This is a genomic window from Clostridioides sp. ES-W-0018-02 (assembly GCF_020658175.1).
Classification (GTDB): domain Bacteria; phylum Bacillota; class Clostridia; order Peptostreptococcales; family Peptostreptococcaceae; genus Clostridioides.
The window spans coordinates 92,613-108,513 of record NZ_JACVVY010000001.1; the positions used below are offsets into that span (position 1 = coordinate 92,613).

The 15,901-nt window shown below is 26.5% G+C and carries 18 protein-coding genes and 1 other annotated feature (1 of these 19 running past the window's edge); of the genes, 17 read left to right on the forward strand and 1 reads right to left on the reverse strand.

Annotated features, from left to right (window positions below; all coding sequences use genetic code 11):
• Positions 1–377 precede the first annotated feature (377 nt).
• The 9 genes from IC219_RS00450 (at position 378) to IC219_RS00490 (ending at position 8,544) form a co-directional block, all read left to right on the forward strand.
• Positions 378–1,322, forward strand: coding sequence for an ATP phosphoribosyltransferase regulatory subunit (locus IC219_RS00450; RefSeq protein WP_227432936.1), 945 nt, complete (start codon positions 378–380; stop codon positions 1,320–1,322).
• 21 nt (positions 1,323–1,343) lie between these two features.
• Positions 1,344–1,970, forward strand: coding sequence for an ATP phosphoribosyltransferase (gene hisG, locus IC219_RS00455; RefSeq protein ID WP_227432938.1), 627 nt, complete (start codon positions 1,344–1,346; stop codon positions 1,968–1,970).
• A gap of 33 nt (positions 1,971–2,003) precedes the next feature.
• Positions 2,004–3,053, forward strand: coding sequence for a histidinol-phosphate transaminase (gene hisC, locus IC219_RS00460; protein ID WP_227432939.1), 1,050 nt, complete (start codon positions 2,004–2,006; stop codon positions 3,051–3,053).
• A gap of 2 nt (positions 3,054–3,055) precedes the next feature.
• Positions 3,056–3,634, forward strand: a complete 579-nt coding sequence (gene hisB / locus IC219_RS00465) for an imidazoleglycerol-phosphate dehydratase HisB (RefSeq protein ID WP_227432940.1) — start codon at positions 3,056–3,058, stop codon at positions 3,632–3,634.
• 1 nt (position 3,635) lies between these two features.
• Positions 3,636–4,241 carry an imidazole glycerol phosphate synthase subunit HisH gene (hisH, locus tag IC219_RS00470; protein WP_227831129.1) on the forward strand — a complete coding sequence of 202 codons (606 nt, stop codon included), beginning with the start codon at positions 3,636–3,638 and terminating at the stop codon, positions 4,239–4,241.
• Entirely contained in the window at positions 4,238–4,960 is a 723-nt protein-coding gene (gene hisA / locus IC219_RS00475; protein WP_227823748.1) for a 1-(5-phosphoribosyl)-5-[(5-phosphoribosylamino)methylideneamino]imidazole-4-carboxamide isomerase, read from the forward strand. The genes hisH and hisA overlap by 4 nt, the downstream gene beginning before the upstream one ends.
• Positions 4,942–5,700: an imidazole glycerol phosphate synthase subunit HisF gene (gene hisF / locus IC219_RS00480; RefSeq protein ID WP_227831128.1), complete on the forward strand. Its 759-nt coding sequence runs from the start codon at positions 4,942–4,944 to the stop codon at positions 5,698–5,700. Before hisA ends, hisF begins: the two co-directional genes overlap by 19 nt.
• Positions 5,701–5,728: 28 nt before the next feature.
• Positions 5,729–6,397, forward strand: a complete 669-nt coding sequence (gene hisIE, locus IC219_RS00485; RefSeq protein WP_227831127.1) for a bifunctional phosphoribosyl-AMP cyclohydrolase/phosphoribosyl-ATP diphosphatase HisIE — start codon at positions 5,729–5,731, stop codon at positions 6,395–6,397.
• Between the two features lie 809 nt (positions 6,398–7,206).
• Positions 7,207–8,544 (forward strand): amino acid permease, encoded by a 1,338-nt coding sequence (locus tag IC219_RS00490; protein ID WP_227831126.1) that lies wholly within the window; start codon positions 7,207–7,209, stop codon positions 8,542–8,544.
• Positions 8,545–8,637: 93 nt separating this feature from the next.
• Here the strand turns inward: IC219_RS00490 and IC219_RS00495 are convergent, their stop codons facing one another.
• Complete coding sequence (locus IC219_RS00495; protein WP_227831125.1) at positions 8,638–9,486, reverse strand: MBL fold metallo-hydrolase; 849 nt, start codon at positions 9,484–9,486, stop codon at positions 8,638–8,640.
• 502 nt (positions 9,487–9,988) lie between these two features.
• On the opposite strand from IC219_RS00495, the gene IC219_RS00500 reads away from it, so the two are divergent.
• From IC219_RS00500 to IC219_RS00535, 8 genes are all read left to right on the forward strand, one after another.
• Positions 9,989–10,822 carry a polysaccharide deacetylase family protein gene (locus tag IC219_RS00500; protein WP_227432951.1) on the forward strand — a complete coding sequence of 278 codons (834 nt, stop codon included), beginning with the start codon at positions 9,989–9,991 and terminating at the stop codon, positions 10,820–10,822.
• A gap of 68 nt (positions 10,823–10,890) precedes the next feature.
• On the forward strand, positions 10,891–11,847 hold the full coding sequence (locus IC219_RS00505; RefSeq protein ID WP_227831124.1) for a peptidylprolyl isomerase: 957 nt from the start codon (positions 10,891–10,893) through the stop codon (positions 11,845–11,847).
• Positions 11,848–11,898: 51 nt separating this feature from the next.
• On the forward strand, positions 11,899–12,381 hold the full coding sequence (locus IC219_RS00510; RefSeq protein WP_227432953.1) for a sigma-70 family RNA polymerase sigma factor: 483 nt from the start codon (positions 11,899–11,901) through the stop codon (positions 12,379–12,381).
• 11 nt (positions 12,382–12,392) lie between these two features.
• A complete protein-coding gene (locus tag IC219_RS00515; RefSeq protein ID WP_227831123.1) occupies positions 12,393–13,262 on the forward strand; it encodes a DUF3298 and DUF4163 domain-containing protein in 870 nt (289 codons plus the stop codon).
• A gap of 42 nt (positions 13,263–13,304) precedes the next feature.
• On the forward strand, positions 13,305–13,442 hold the full coding sequence (locus IC219_RS00520; RefSeq protein ID WP_227831122.1) for a hypothetical protein: 138 nt from the start codon (positions 13,305–13,307) through the stop codon (positions 13,440–13,442).
• A gap of 26 nt (positions 13,443–13,468) precedes the next feature.
• Complete coding sequence (locus IC219_RS00525; RefSeq protein ID WP_227831121.1) at positions 13,469–14,059, forward strand: DUF3298 and DUF4163 domain-containing protein; 591 nt, start codon at positions 13,469–13,471, stop codon at positions 14,057–14,059.
• A 41-nt stretch (positions 14,060–14,100) separates the two neighbouring features.
• Positions 14,101–14,928 carry an XdhC family protein gene (locus IC219_RS00530; protein ID WP_227432959.1) on the forward strand — a complete coding sequence of 276 codons (828 nt, stop codon included), beginning with the start codon at positions 14,101–14,103 and terminating at the stop codon, positions 14,926–14,928.
• On the forward strand, positions 14,928–15,689 hold the full coding sequence (locus tag IC219_RS00535) for a SprT family zinc-dependent metalloprotease (RefSeq protein WP_227831120.1): 762 nt from the start codon (positions 14,928–14,930) through the stop codon (positions 15,687–15,689). Before IC219_RS00530 ends, IC219_RS00535 begins: the two co-directional genes overlap by 1 nt.
• Positions 15,690–15,843: 154 nt before the next feature.
• Positions 15,844–15,901: a binding site (T-box leader), on the forward strand; it runs 201 nt beyond the window's last position.

Here is a 15,901-nt window from a genome sequence, read left to right on the forward strand (position 1 = left end):
TCATATAAAATATTTTATTTAAATTTTTAAATAACTATTGCCAATTTTTGAAAAGTATATTATTATTAATAGTAATAAAAAAATTGTAAATTTAGAATATTAATAAAAAATATTTGGGAGGAAATTATCATGGTGAGATTAAATGTAGAAAAATTAAATATAAAATTAAATCATCACCATCATCATAGATTAAAGGGATTGTAATATGAAATTGATTCATAGACACAAGCCCTGTTTTTAGTGTAATTGGTCTTGTATCTATGATGGGAAGTAATTTTAAAAGAAAATTATAGCCATATAGGTATAAAGCCTATATGGCTTTTTTATTGTTTTAAATTTGCAAATGTAAGAGTAATTTTAATGAAAAGGGTGAGAGTATGAAATTTTTAAGAATTGAAGATGAGGTTATTTATTCTAAAAAAAGATACAAATTAAAAAGAGAAATAGACAGGCTTTTCTTAGATGAAGAATATTTTCAAATAGAACCACAATTATTTGAAGAATATGATGAATTTACAAATATAAATAGTAAAATCCCAAAAGAATCTATGGTAAAGGTTGTAAATGGAAGAGTAATGGTGTTAAGAGCTGATATAACTACAAGTATAATAAAAAGCCTCATACCAAGATGGGAAGAGGGTTTAAAACTTAAACTTTTTTATAATTCATCTATATATAAAAATAAGAATACAGTTGGAATAAAAGAGATAAGACAGATAGGTTGTGAGTATTTAGGAGAATCTTCTGTAGAAGCAGATAGAGAAGTGGTAAAATTGGCCCTTAAGATACTTGAAAAGTACAACAATAATTTCATTTTGGAAGTTGGGAGTAGTAAATATATTAATGGATTATTAGAGGAATTAAAATTGAATAAGAATTGTGAAAATCAAATTAAAAACTTATTATATACCAAAAATAACCATGAATTAAAAGTATATATTGAAGATTTAAAAATTAAAAATGATGTAAAAGAATTATTATCAAATATCTTAAGTTTTCAAGGTAATCTATATAATGTTATTGAAAAGGCGCAAAAATTCTATTGTAATGATAAGATGAAACAAGCACTTGAAGAGTTAAAACAAATAAACGATTTAATTGAGGAATGTAATTTTTTAGATAAAGCTAGATTTGATTTATCAATGATTACAATGCTTGACTATTATGAAGGAGTTATGTTTAGAGGATACTATCCAGACTCATATAAAGAAATTCTAAGCGGTGGAAGATATGATTCTCTAACTAAAGAGTATGGAAAAGAAATTCCAGCTATTGGATTTACATTAAGTGTTGATGAGCTAATGAAGTATGTATATAAGTAAGATTGAAAAGGAGGTATTATTTTGGATTATTTAACTATAGCACTAGCAAAAGGAAGAATAGAAGGGGAATCATTTAAAAAATTTAAAAAAATGGGCTTGGGAGACAGTATAGATACTGATACAAGAAAGTTAATTTTTAAAGATGAAAAAAATAAAATCATATATATACATGTAAAACCATCAGATGTGGTTACCTATGTTGAAAAAGGAGTTGCTGACCTTGGTATAGCAGGGAAAGATACTATTTTAGAAAATGAAACAGATGTATATGAAATATATGATTTAGGTTTTGGAAAGTGTAAATTTGCAGTAGCAGGATTAAAGGGAGATAGCATATATAGAAAAGATGAATATTTAAAAGTGGCAACAAAGTACCCAAATATAGCAAAAAAATACTTTAAAGAAAAAGGTCAAAAAATTGAAATAATAAAACTAAATGGTTCTGTTGAACTAGCTCCAATAGTAGGCTTATCAGATGTAATTGTTGATATAGTTGAGACAGGTAATACACTTAAAGCAAATGGACTTGAAATATTAGAAGATATATGCGATATAAGCGCTAGGATTATATCAAATAGAGCTAGTTATAGATTTAAGTATGAACAAATTCAAAATATAATTCGTTTGTTTAAGGAAATTGATAACTAAAATATAATTAAAATTGACAAGGAGAGGTTTAGATTGAGAGAAAAAGAAAGTATAAGAGAACTAAAGGGATACGAACCAAATCATGTAAATTGTAAGGTAAAGCTTGATGCAAATGAAGGAAATAAAAAGTTGTTCAAGTATCTTGTTAAAGAGCTTGGAGATAGCGATATAGATTTAAATTTATATCCTGAAGACTCTTATAGCGATTTAAAAGAGTCTATAATAAATTATATAGATATTTCTGGAGTAAGTAAGAAAAACCTTTTAGTAGGAAATGGTTCAAGTGAAATAATTGATTTGATAATACATACTTTTGTAGATAAAGATGAAACAATATTAAGTTTTTCTCCAAGTTTTAGCATGTACTCTATATACAGTCAGATAAATGGTTCAAAGTTTATAGGTGTTGAGAGTGATGAAAATTTAGTTATAAATATAGATGATGTAATTGAAACAGTAAAAGAAAATAATCCAAAGATAGTAATTGTTTGTAATCCTAATAATCCAACAGGGGCAATACTTAAAAGAGAAGACATAATAAAACTTTTAAACTCAACTAACAGTTTAGTAGTTTTAGATGAAGCATATATGGATTTTGGGGAAGAAAGCATGTTAGAGAATGTTTTTGAGTATGAAAACTTAATCGTTCTTAGAACTCTATCAAAGGCATTTGGATTAGCTGGGATAAGAACTGGATATATGCTATCTAATAGTAGTTTGATAAACTCTGTTGAGAAGGTAAGACCTCCATATAACTTAAATTCATTGTCCGATTTCATTGCTACAAGAGCATTGAAAAATAAAGAAGTAGTTAAGTCTTATATAGATGAAGTAAAAAAAGAAAGAGAAAAATTGTATAAAGAAATAATTGATATGGGTATCAAAGCGTATGAGTCACAAGCAAACTTTATATTATTTTACTCTGAGATAGAAAATTTATCACAAAAGCTGATTGATAGAGGAGTACTAATAAGAAAGTTTAGTGGAAAACTAGAAAATTATTATAGAGTTACAATTGGTGATAAAGAAGAAAATATTATGTTTGCAAATGCTATAAAAGATATTTTTCAAAAGGAGAATTAGGTATGAGAGTTTGGAAGATAGAAAGAAATACACTTGAAACACAGATTTTAGTAGAACTAAACATTGATGGTACTGGAAAAGTTGAGGTAGATACTGGAATTGGATTTTTAGACCATATGCTTACTTTAATGGCGTTTCATGGTAAGTTTGATTTAAAGATTATTTGTAAAGGAGATATATATGTAGATGACCATCATAGTGTGGAGGACATAGGTATAGCTGTAGGAGAGGCATTTAAAAATGCTTTAGGGGATAAAAAAGGAATAAGAAGATATTCTACTATCTACATACCTATGGATGAATCTTTATCCATGGTGTCTATTGATATAAGCAACAGACCATATCTTGTATTTAATGCAAAGTTTGATACTCAAACGATTGGTAGTATGAGTACTCAATGTTTTAAAGAATTTTTTAGAGCTTTTGTAAATGAATCTAGAGTAACTTTACATATTAATCTTTTGTATGGAGAAAATGACCATCACAAAATAGAAAGTATTTTTAAAGCATTTGCAAGAGCATTGAAAGAAGGTAGCGAAGTAATTTCCAATGAAATAGCATCTTCAAAGGGGGTCTTATAAAATGAATATAATAGTAGATTATGGTCTAGGAAATATAGATTCTGTATCTAGAGGTTTTAAGAAGGCTGGAATAGAAACTAAAATTTCTAACAATTTAAATGAAATAAAGGAGGCAAATTCACTAATACTTCCAGGTGTTGGAGCTTTTAGAGATTCTATAAATGCTTTAAATAAGCTAGATTTGGTGCCAATAATAAAAGAACATGTGTCAAAGGGAAAGTTTTTAATAGGCATATGTTTAGGCATGCAATTACTTTATGAAAAAAGCTATGAATATGGAGAATATGAAGGGTTAGGTCTTATAGAAGGTAGCATTGATAAACTGGATATAAGTTTAAAAGTTCCACATATGGGATGGAATAATCTAAAATTTAATAAGAAAAATGATGATATTCTTAAATATATTAAAGAAGATGACTATGTATACTTTGTTCATTCATATTATGCAAATTCATCAAATAAAGAACTTGTTGCGTTTTCAGAGTATGAGAAGAAGATTCCAGCAATAGTTAGAAAAGATAATGTATATGGTATACAATTTCATCCAGAAAAAAGTGGAGAAGTAGGTTTAAATATATTAAGAGCATATGGGGAGATGATAAAATGATAATATTTCCAGCAATAGATATAAAGGATAACAAGTGTGTAAGATTAACTCAAGGTGATTTTGACAAAGTAAATGTATATTATGATAATCCATTAGAAGTAGCATATAAATGGAAAAATGAAGGTGCAGAATATATACATATAGTAGATTTAAATGGAGCTAGAAGTGAATTTGGTGTAAATACAAAAACAATTGAAAATATAGCAAACAATATAAAAATACCTATTCAAGTAGGTGGAGGGGTTAGAGATAAGGAGAAAGTTCAAAGTTTAATAAAAGCAGGTGTTACTAGAGTGATACTTGGGAGTATCGCAATTGAAAATATGGAGTTAGTTGAAGAGTTGGTTAATGAATATCAAGAAAAAATTGTTGTTTCAATTGATGCTAAAAATGGAAAGGTAGCGGTTAGAGGTTGGGAAGTTGTAAGCAATGTAGATTCTCTGACTTTATGTAAACAACTTGAAAAAATAGGAGTAAAGACGATTGTTTATACAGACATATCAAAAGATGGTATGCTTCAAGGTCCAAACTTTGATATATATGAAAAAATATCAAAAGAGACATCTTTAAATGTTATTGCTTCTGGGGGAGTGACTTCTATTGAAGATATTAAAAAACTTAAAGATATGAACTTATATGGAGCAATAATAGGTAAAGCACTTTATGATAAGAAGATAGACTTTAAGGAGGCTCAACAACTATGCTTACTAGAAGAATAATACCATGTTTAGATGTACGAAATGGAAGAGTTGTAAAAGGGAAAAAATTTACAGATATAGTGGATGTGGATAGTCCAGAAGTCCTTGGAAAATTTTATAGTGACTGTGGCGCAGATGAACTTGTATTTTATGATATAACTGCATCAAATGAAGACAGAAAGACATCTTTGGAATTTGTATCTAAAGTTGCAGAAAATCTAAATATTCCATTTTGTGTAGGTGGAGGAGTAAATAAATTAGAAGACTTTACTAATATTTTAAGAAAAGGTGCAGATAAAGTTTCTATAAATTCATCAGCAGTAAAAAATCCTGAATTAATAAGAGAAGCCTCACTAAAGTTTGGTGCACAATGTGTAGTTTTATCAATAGATGCAAAAAAAAATGAAGCGGGTTCATGGAGTGTATATGTAAAAGGCGGTAGAGAGAAAACAGATTTAGATGCAATTGAATGGGCAGTCAAAGGTGTTGAACTTGGAGCTGGAGAGATTGTTGTAAATAGTATGGATGAAGATGGAATGAAAAATGGATACGATATAGAGTTACTGTCAAAAATAACATCTTTAGTAAATGTACCTGTTATAGCATCTGGAGGGGCTGGGAAAATGGAAGATTTCTATGAAGCAGTCAAAGAATCTAATGTAGATGGAATCTTAGCAGCATCTGTTTTTCATTTTGGAGAGATAAAAATAAAGGATTTGAAAAAGTATTTAAAAGAAATGGGTGTAGAAGTAAGATTATAAATTAAATATCTATAAGGAGATTGGAAAAATGAATGATAAATGTAATAATGTATGCAGTGAAAAATTTGAAGAATTTATAAAAAATGTAAAATTTGATGATAAAGGATTAGTTCCTGCTGTTGTTCAGGATGTAATAAGTAAAGATGTATTGATGTTAGCATATATGAATGAGGAGTCTATAAAGAAAACTTTAAAAGACAAAATAGCTTGTTACTTTAGCAGAAGTAGACAAGAATTATGGGTTAAAGGTGAGACATCTGGAAATATTCAAAAAGTGGTCAAGATTTCTTATGATTGTGATGTAGATACAATATTACTTTTAGTTGAACAAACAGGTGTAGCTTGCCATACAGGTAATTACTCTTGTTTCTATAGAAATTTATTTGATGATACTGATAAAATTGACTTTGAAGTACAAAAAAATACATTAAAAGAATTATATGATTTAATAAATGAAAGAAAAAACAATCCTATTGAGGGGTCTTATACTAACTATCTATTTGACAAAGGTTTAGATAAAATTCTTAAAAAAGTTGGAGAAGAAAGCAGTGAAGTAATTATAGCCTCAAAAAATGAAGATAAAAGTGAACTTATTTATGAGATTAGTGATTTAGTATATCATACATTGGTTTTAATGATAGAAAAAGGTGTTGAAATTGATGAAATAAAAAAAGAATTAATTAAAAGAAGAAAATAGAATAAAAATAGATTGATAGAAAATAAGAAAGTATACCGTTTTTTAAAAAAAACGGTATACTTTCTTATTTTCTATTTTATATTGTAGAAGAAAATCACAGGTTTCTTACTTAAGTTTATTATGTATACAATTTATCAATAAAACGATTATAATACATTATTTATTTTAGAAAAAATATAATTATATAATTAATATTTAAGAAAAATAATTTTAAATTAATTTTCATATTGAATAATATGGGCTGAAAAAGGATATGTTTTAAGATGAAATAGATATAAATTTTAATAAAAAGTAAACGTTTTCAAAACTAATATTTTATTTTTTACTAAAAAATAAAATATTAGTTTTGATTTATGGTTTAATTTGGGTTATAATAAATTGTTAAATTATTTATTACTATAAAACAAGCTATAAAATAAATAAAAGTGATACTATTTAGTCAAAAACATTAATAATAAAATACAAATTACAAAAATATAATAAAATGTTTTTGAAAACAGTGAAAATTTATTGCAAAAGGTTTAAATTAACTTTTACTTGTGGATAGAATCTATTCTAATAGATAAATAGATATTGAAATGTAAAACAATTTAACTGTTATGAAGAATGTATCATCATATTGGGATTTTTAATTTTTATAATTTTTTTAAAAAATTTTAATTTTACTTAAAAATTAAAATTTACAAAAGTTTAGCATATGTTATTTTATCTTAATAAATAATAAAAACTATTTTTCTATAATATTGGCATAGTAGATGCTTATATAACTATGAAATTAAAATTAAATAGGAAGAAATAGGAGGAAAAAAATGGGAAATAGTGAGCTAAAAAAGACTCTTGGTGTATCTGCAGCATTATCAACTGTTGTAGGTTCAGTAATAGGAGCAGGTGTATTTTTTAAACCGCAAGCAGTTTATACATTAACTGGAGGAGCTCCAGGACTTGGCATATTGGCATGGTTAATAGCAGGAATCATAACTATAACAGCTGGTCTTACAGCTGCAGAGGTATCAGTTGCAATACCAAAAACTGGTGGAATGATGGTATATATAAAAGAGATTTATGGAGATAAATTGGGATTTTTAACTGGATGGATGCAAATTGTATTATTTTATCCTGGGATGATGGCAGCATTAGGTGTCATATTTGGAGAGCAAGCATCAGCTTTAATTGGTAATGCATCATTATTACTTCCAATAGCAATTGGAATTATAGTGATAGTTGCAGGGCTGAATATGTTGGGTTCAAAAACTGGGGGAGCTATACAAACAATTTCTACAATATGTAAATTAATACCACTTATATTAATAATGATTGTTGGATTTATTAAAGGCGGTGGAGATAATCCAATACTTAGTCCTATGGTTGGTGAAGGATTAAGTCTAGGAAGTGTAATAGGTCAAGTTTTAATTGCTATATTATTTGCATTTGATGGATGGATGAATGTTGGTACTTTGGCTGGAGAAATGAAAAATCCAGGAAAAGACCTTCCAAAAGCTATAATAGGTGGATTATCAGTGGTTATGGCTGTTTACTTTGTAATAAACTTAGCATATCTTTGGGTATTACCAGCTAGTGAGCTAGCTAATTACGCTTCACCAGCATCAGCAGTTGCTGAGGTTATATTTGGTTCAATAGGTGGAAAAATAATATCTGTAGGTATATTAATTTCAGTATTTGGAGCATTAAATGGATTCTTATTAACTGGTTCAAGAGTGGCCTATACTTTAGCAACAGATAAAACTTTGCCTAAATATAAAGTATTTTCTAAATTAAATTCTGCTCAAGTTCCAGCAAATTCTATAGTATTAGTATCTGTTCTTGCAGCTATCTATGCTTTATCAGGTCAATTTAATTTATTAACTGATTTAGCAGTATTTGCTACTTGGATATTCTATGTATTGACATTTATAGGGGTAATGAAGCTTAGAAAAACTCACCCAGATATACCAAGAGAATACAAAGTACCACTATATCCAATTGTTCCAATAATAGCTATAGTGAGTGGTATATTTGTCGTAGTTAATCAATTATGCTTCGCGGGTATGAAAACTACTATGATATCTGTTGGAGGTCTTATAATAACAGCTATAGGCTTGCCAGTGTATGCTTATATGACTAAGAAAACAAAAAATGAGTCTAACTAGTTTATAAATACTTTATGATTATATAAAAAATAAAATCCCAATCTATAATGTAGATAGATTGGGATTTTATTTTTTTATTTTTAGCTTTTATAATTACACCTCTAAAAAATCACCTGTCTTAAAATACTCTATTTTGTCTCCAAGTAATTCTTTCATGTAATCAAATGCAACTAATCCTGTACAATGGAATGTATATATTTTCTGAAAACCAATTGTGTTAAGTTCCTTTATGACATCATCTATGTATTCTGTAGAACAGTTAAGTCCACCTTGTTTTGATAAATTATCCATATGAAATCCTCCAATAATAAACTTAATTGATTTATCTGGAAAGTATTTTTTAACAGTATGAGCGATATTTACAATTCCACTATGACTACAACTACTTATTATTGATACATAGTCTCCATCAACATATACTAAGAATAATTCGTGTTTAAAATCATCTTCAATAAACATATTGTCTTTAAATTTTAACAGATTTTTATCTCTACAAAAAAAATCTTTATTATTGTTTTTATCAGAGAAGATATAAAGATTTTCACTAAGTTTGTAAAAATCATCTATCCAAATAAAGTTTTTATTAAAATCTTCAAATAAGCCCTTTCTATTTCCTATATAGTAGTTTTCTTGCTGATTTTCGTTATGGTAGAAATATTCATATAATTTAGCTTGAGATTTTATATAAACGTTAATATCTTTATTAATTTCAAAAAATTTATCTATACCGCCAATATGGTCGGAATGATTATGAGATATTACAAGTGCATCTAAATTTAATAAATCAACATTTAAATTTTTAGCATTTTCTATAAAATTTCCACTTTTTCCTGTATCTAATATATATCTTTTATCATTAATTTCTAAAAATAAAGATAAACCATGTTCAGATTTTAAGTTTTTGGAGCCAGAAATATTTTCAATTAAAGAAATTACCTTCATAAACAATACCTCCCAATAATATTTTTAGAATTTTTATACAACTAATACTTATATTGTAACAAATTATTATGTTGTAATGTAAAAAGTTTCCTATAAAGTATAACACTTTGTAGACAAGTTTATAAATTTTTATTTAATAACAAAAACAAATGTATATGAATATATAACATATAAGGTCAAAACAAGAAATAATATTGTTTTCTTAATATATTTCTTATTTTAAATTTCTATTTTATAGAAAAAAAATTATAAATTTTAAAAATTAGAAACGACATTTTAACTAGTATTAATTGTAAAAAACACTATATAATACTCAATTTTCAACATTCTATACAATTATACAGAAATTATACAGCATAATAATCAGCAAAATAACAAATTTTAAAAATTAAGTAAAACTTTTTGTCGAAGTTCAACGTCTATATATATGTAGTGTAGATTCTGATTCTAAAATACTACAAAAATATAAATGTAAAAATATAGTAATATTGGAGGTCGAACGATGAGAAATAAAAAGAAAAAAATAAATAGAAAGAGATTGTATTTGCTTTTAAGTGCTATAGTAGTCTGTTTAGCATTTATAATAATTGGCATACGAGTTAGTTATATGAACATGAAAGAAGATGAAATTAGTAGAAATGCTAAACTATCAAGTTCTACTATTACAGATATAATATCTAATACATCAGCAGAAGTTAGTAAAGGGCCTAGTAAAAGTTCTGGAAAAGTAGCATACATAACTATAGATGATGGTCCATCTAAATTTACTGACCAAATGATAAAAACTTTAAATAAGTATAATGTTAAAGCAACTTTTTTTATGATAGATGGAAATATGAAGGAATATCCACAGCAAGTTAAAAATATAATTAAAAATGGGAACACAGCAGGTTTTCATAGTGTATCTCATGATATTCATAAACTTTATGTTACTAGTACATCAGCAAAAGATGAATTTGATACGAATGATCAGACTCTTTATAGTATAACTGGTAAACATTCAAAAGTAATAAGAATTCCTTATGGAAGTAAACCATATACTCCACAAGCTTCATATCAAGCCTTAGTTGATGCAGGGTATAAAATTTGGGATTGGGATTTAGATACTGAAGACTGGAAATCTAATTCTGCACAAATTGTACAGAATGTAAAAGCTCATATTAAGAATAGAAAAGGTGAAGATAAGGATCAACTTGTAGTTTTAATGCATGAGAAAAAACAAAGTGCAGAAGCTTTAGATTCAATTTTAAAATTTTTATCAGATGAAGGCTATGAATTTGCAGCAGTAGAGCAAAATCAGATACCAAAAAATTATTGGTTACGTAATTTGGAATAGTAAAAATAAAAAATGTTGATTAAGAGTTTTAAAAATTGAAAATAAAAAATGAGTGAGGTGTAAGTGTTTTGAATAAAAAACTTTGTGTAGGAATGGTCGGAGTACTATCTTTAATGATGGTTGGTTGTAATAAAAGTTTAGCTAAAGTGAATGATGTAGAAATCACAAAGGCGCAATATGAAAAAACAAAGGCAGTATTATCTGCTACTAACAGTTATATAAATGGTCAATCTTTAGATGAAATGGAAAAAAGTTTAGATAAAAAAGGTAGAAATAAATTAGAAAATGTTATAATATCGTTTATGGTGGATAATGAACTTTTATATCAAGAGGCTAAGGATAAAGGATTAACTCCAAGTAAAGGTGAGATAGACTCAAAATATCAAGAACTAGAAAATGAAATGAATTTGAATACAAGCTATAAAGAAAAAATGGACAAAGCAGGTGTAGATAAGGAATATTTAAAGCAAGAAATATCTAGAGATTTAGCCATAGACAAAAGTAAAAAAGCCTTTGAAAATAAAATGAATATAAGTGATGCTGAGATGGAATCTTATTATGTAAATCATAAAAAAGATTTTAACGTAGAAGAAGTAAGTGCTTCTCAAATATTGATATCAACTTTAGACAAAAATAAAAAAGAAGTAAGTAAGGATAAAAAAGAAGCTTTAAAAAAAGAGGCAGAGAGTATATTGACTAAAATCAAAAATGGAGAAAGTTTTGAAGCATTGGCTAAAAAATATTCAGATGACAAAGCGACTGGAAAAAATGGAGGTCAGCTAGGATATTTTTCAAAGAATGATAAAAATGCTGAATTTACAAAAAAAGTATTCAAATTAAAGAAAAATGAGGTTTCAGGTGTTTTTGAAACTAGTTATGGATATCATATAGTCAAAGTTACTGATAAAAGAGAAAGACAAAAAAGTCTTAATGAGTGTCAGAGTTTAGTAAGAGAATCTATTTTAAACGAAAAATATATTGAGCACATAAAAAAATTGAATGAAAGTGCAAAAGTAGAGAGATAGAATCTATAAAAACTCAATCCTAGCCTGTAGCCGGAGGGAGATTTTACAGGAATGTTTAAGAGTTTAAAGAGAAGGAAAGTTGAGAGATACATTATCGATAATAAAGACTCTTTTTATAGAATTGCATATAGTTATACAAAAAATGAAGAGGACGCATTAGATGTGGTTCAAGAAGCCATGTATAAGGCTCTATATTCAGTAGAAAACCTTAAAGAAGTAAATTATATAAAAACATGGTTTTATAAAATTCTAGTTAGAACGAGTATAGATTTTATTAGAAAAAACCGCAAATATAATAATATGACAGATATCACTCTTATAGATGAGACAGGAGAATGTGATAAGTATACTGATTTAGACTTAAAAAAAGCATTAGAAGAATTACCTATTGAATATAAATCTATTATAATATTGAGATTTTTTGAGGATTTAAAGATTGAAGAAGTAGCAATAATATTGGATGAAAATGTGAATACTGTTAAAACTAGGTTATACACTGCTTTAAAAAAATTAAAATTAAAAATTGAAGAGTAGGGATAAAAAGAATGACGAACAAAGAAAGGTTAGATAAGTTAAGAGATGAGTATCATAAAATTCCAATACCAAAGAAACTAGATACTATAATAAATCATAAAAAAATAAAAGATATATATTGCGAACAAAATAAAAAGATAAATAAATGGAGATTTAAAGTCATTATGGCTTCAGCCTGTATGTTTATAGTATTAGTAAATATTAGCCCTGTATTTGCAGATAACTTTTCTAAATTACCTATAATTGGAGGATTAGTAAAAGTAGTAACTATAAAAAATTATAGTTTAAAAAACGAAAACTATGAAGCTAAAATTGATATTCCTAAAATACAAGGTTTAAAAGATAAAAATTTAGAGAAGAGATTAAATAATAGTTTTATGGAAGATGGAAAGAGGCTTTATGATGAATTTCAAAATAGAATGGAAAAAATAGAATTATCAAAAAATAAGGAACATAAGTATTTAAGCTTAAGTTATAGTGTTAAAAATAATTCTAAAGATTTTCTATCAATAGAAATGACAAAAAATGAGATAGAAGCATCATCATATGTGAGCAAAATACATTATAATGTTGATAAAAAAAGACAAATAGTTTTAACTTTACCTATGCTTTTTAAGGATGATAAATATATAAAAGTTATTAGTAATAATATAAAAGAACAAATGCGAAATCAAATGAAAAATGACAGCACAAAATCATATTTTATAGATCAGGGGAAAGATTCTCCTGTTAAAGATTTTAAAACAATAAATAAATATCAAGATTTCTATTTTAATAAAAATGAAGACCTTGTAATTTGTTTTGACCAATTTGAAGTAGCACCTGGTTATATGGGTTCAGTAGAATTTGTAATTCCATATAAAGTAATAAAAAATTTGTAAATAGAATAGTAATTTATATATAAATATATTAAGGAGGCTAATATGAATACATATAAAAAACTTAAAAAATCTATATTTAAAATTGCTGTGATTTCAGTGTGTCTACTTGTAGCATTAGTAAATGTAAATCCTATATTTGCAGGAAGTTCTTCTGATAGAGTTATAAAAATAATCCGATAAAAGTGATAAATGCTAAAAATTATAGTTTGAAACAAGATAATTATGAAGTCAATATCAAAATTCCTAAGATAGAAGGTTTAAAAGATAAAGATTTAGAGAATAAATTAAACAATGAATTTATGGAAAATGGGAAAAAACTTTATAGTGAATTTCAAAATAAAATGAAAAAAGAAAACAATAAAGGTCATAGATACTTAAATGTAAGTTATAGTGTAAAAAATAATTCTAAGGACTTTTTATCTATAGAAGTTAAAAAAGAAGAGATAGAAGCTTCCTCATATGTAACTAAAACACATTATACTATTGATAAAAATAGAGAAATACTATTAAACTTACCAATATTTTTTAAAGATAGTAGATATATGGATGCTATAAGTGATAATATAAAAGGACAGATGAAAAATCAAATTAAGAAAGACAATACAAAATCATATTTTATAGACCAAGAAAAAGATTCCCCAGTAAAAAATTTTAAGTCTATAAATAAGTATCAAGATTTCTATTTTAATAAAGATGGAAACCTTGTAATTAGTTTTGATGAATATGAAGTAGCTCCTGGGTATATGGGGCCAGTTGAGTTTGTAATACCAGACAAAGTAATAAAAAACTTAAAGTAGACATATAGAAGATTTTTAAATAGACTAGTAAGGAGAAATATATGAATATATATGAACAAGCGATAAAGTTAATAGAAAATAATGAGGACTTTGCATTTGCTACAATAACTTCTCACTCAGGTTCAACACCACGTGAAACTGGAGCAATGATGATTGTAAAAAGTGATGGCTCTATATTTGGTTCTGTAGGTGGGGGAAGTGTAGAAGCAACATGCATAAAACATTCAATTAATGTTATAAAAAATAGAGAGTCAATGTTGTATAAATTTACTCTAAATAAAACTGATATAGCAAAGCTTGGAATGATATGTGGTGGTACTGGAGAAATACAGATAGATTTTATTGATAGTAATTTGAAGAGCAATTTAGAAAGATTTAATAAAAACTTAAAAGAAAATATAAGTAAAGCATATATATTTGGTGCAGGTCATATTTCAAAAGATGTAGCAGTAATATTATCACTTCTAGAGTTTAGAACAATAGTAATAGATGATAGAGAGGAATTTGCTAATTCTGAAAGATTTCCACACTCAGAAGTGGTAGTTTTAGATTCTTTTGAAAATATACCAGATTTTCCAATTGATGAGAATAGCTATATAATTATTTTAACGAGAGGTCATCTATATGATTCAAGTTCATTGGAATGGGCTCTTAAAACGAATCCTTGCTATATAGGTATGATTGGAAGTAGAACAAAAATTGGATTGACATACGAAAAACTTATGAAAAAGGGGTTCAGTAAGCAAGAACTAAATAAAGTACATGCTCCAATAGGAATAAAATTAGATGCTCAAACACCAGCAGAAATAGCTGTGTGTATAGCAGCTGAACTTATAAATTGTAGAGCAAATAAGGAAAAAAGAAATTAATGAAAATGATGAGCAAAGATTATCAGATTTTAAATATTAATTTTAAAAATAAAGAAATAGAAGCAGTATTACTGTATAAAAATAGAAAAAATATTTGCATAAAAATAGACTCATTTGGCAAAGTAGTTGTAATAAGTCCACCTAAAGTTTCTAAAAAAATAATAGAAGAAATAATAATTAAAAAAGGAGACTGGATACTTAAAAAATCTGGTGAGTATAAAGACAGAGAGGAAGCATACAAGCAAAGAACATTTATGACAGGTGACAAATTTCTTTATCTTGGTGAAGAATATTGCTTAGTTGTAAATAAAACTTTGGATGATTGTGCGAAAAAAAGTAAGTGTAAAATAAATCTTGAAGAATATAAAATAATTGTTAAAACAAATGACCTAAGTAAAGATTTTATCAAAAAATCTTTACAGTGTTGGTACAAAAATGAAAGTCAAAGAATTGTTTCAGAAAGAATCGATTTTCTTAAGTCGAATTGTGATATAATGAAGCAACTAACACCAGTTAATGTAAAAGTAAAAGAACAAAAAAGTAGATGGGGGAGTTGTACATCTCAAAAAAATATTTATATAAATTCAAAAATATCTATGGCGAGATTAGATGTAATTGACTATATAATAGTACATGAGTTTAGTCATTTATTACATATGAATCACTCAAAAAAATTTTATGATTTGGTAAAAAATATTATGCCAGAGTATAAAGATAAAGAAAATTGGCTTAAAAAAAATGGATATAAGATAATAATATGAAAACGATTACTTCAAATGTTCATTTAAAATATAAAAAAGTGATTATTGCGAAGAAAAAAAATAATCTGAAAATTTTAAAAAAGTCGTTGACATTCCAAAAGATAGATAATATAATCTATATTAACAGCAAAACAAAGTTAAAAAAATTAGATAGATAAAAGCAATGACAGAGACAACAATACTAATAGAGTTATCTACAGAGAACCAATGTT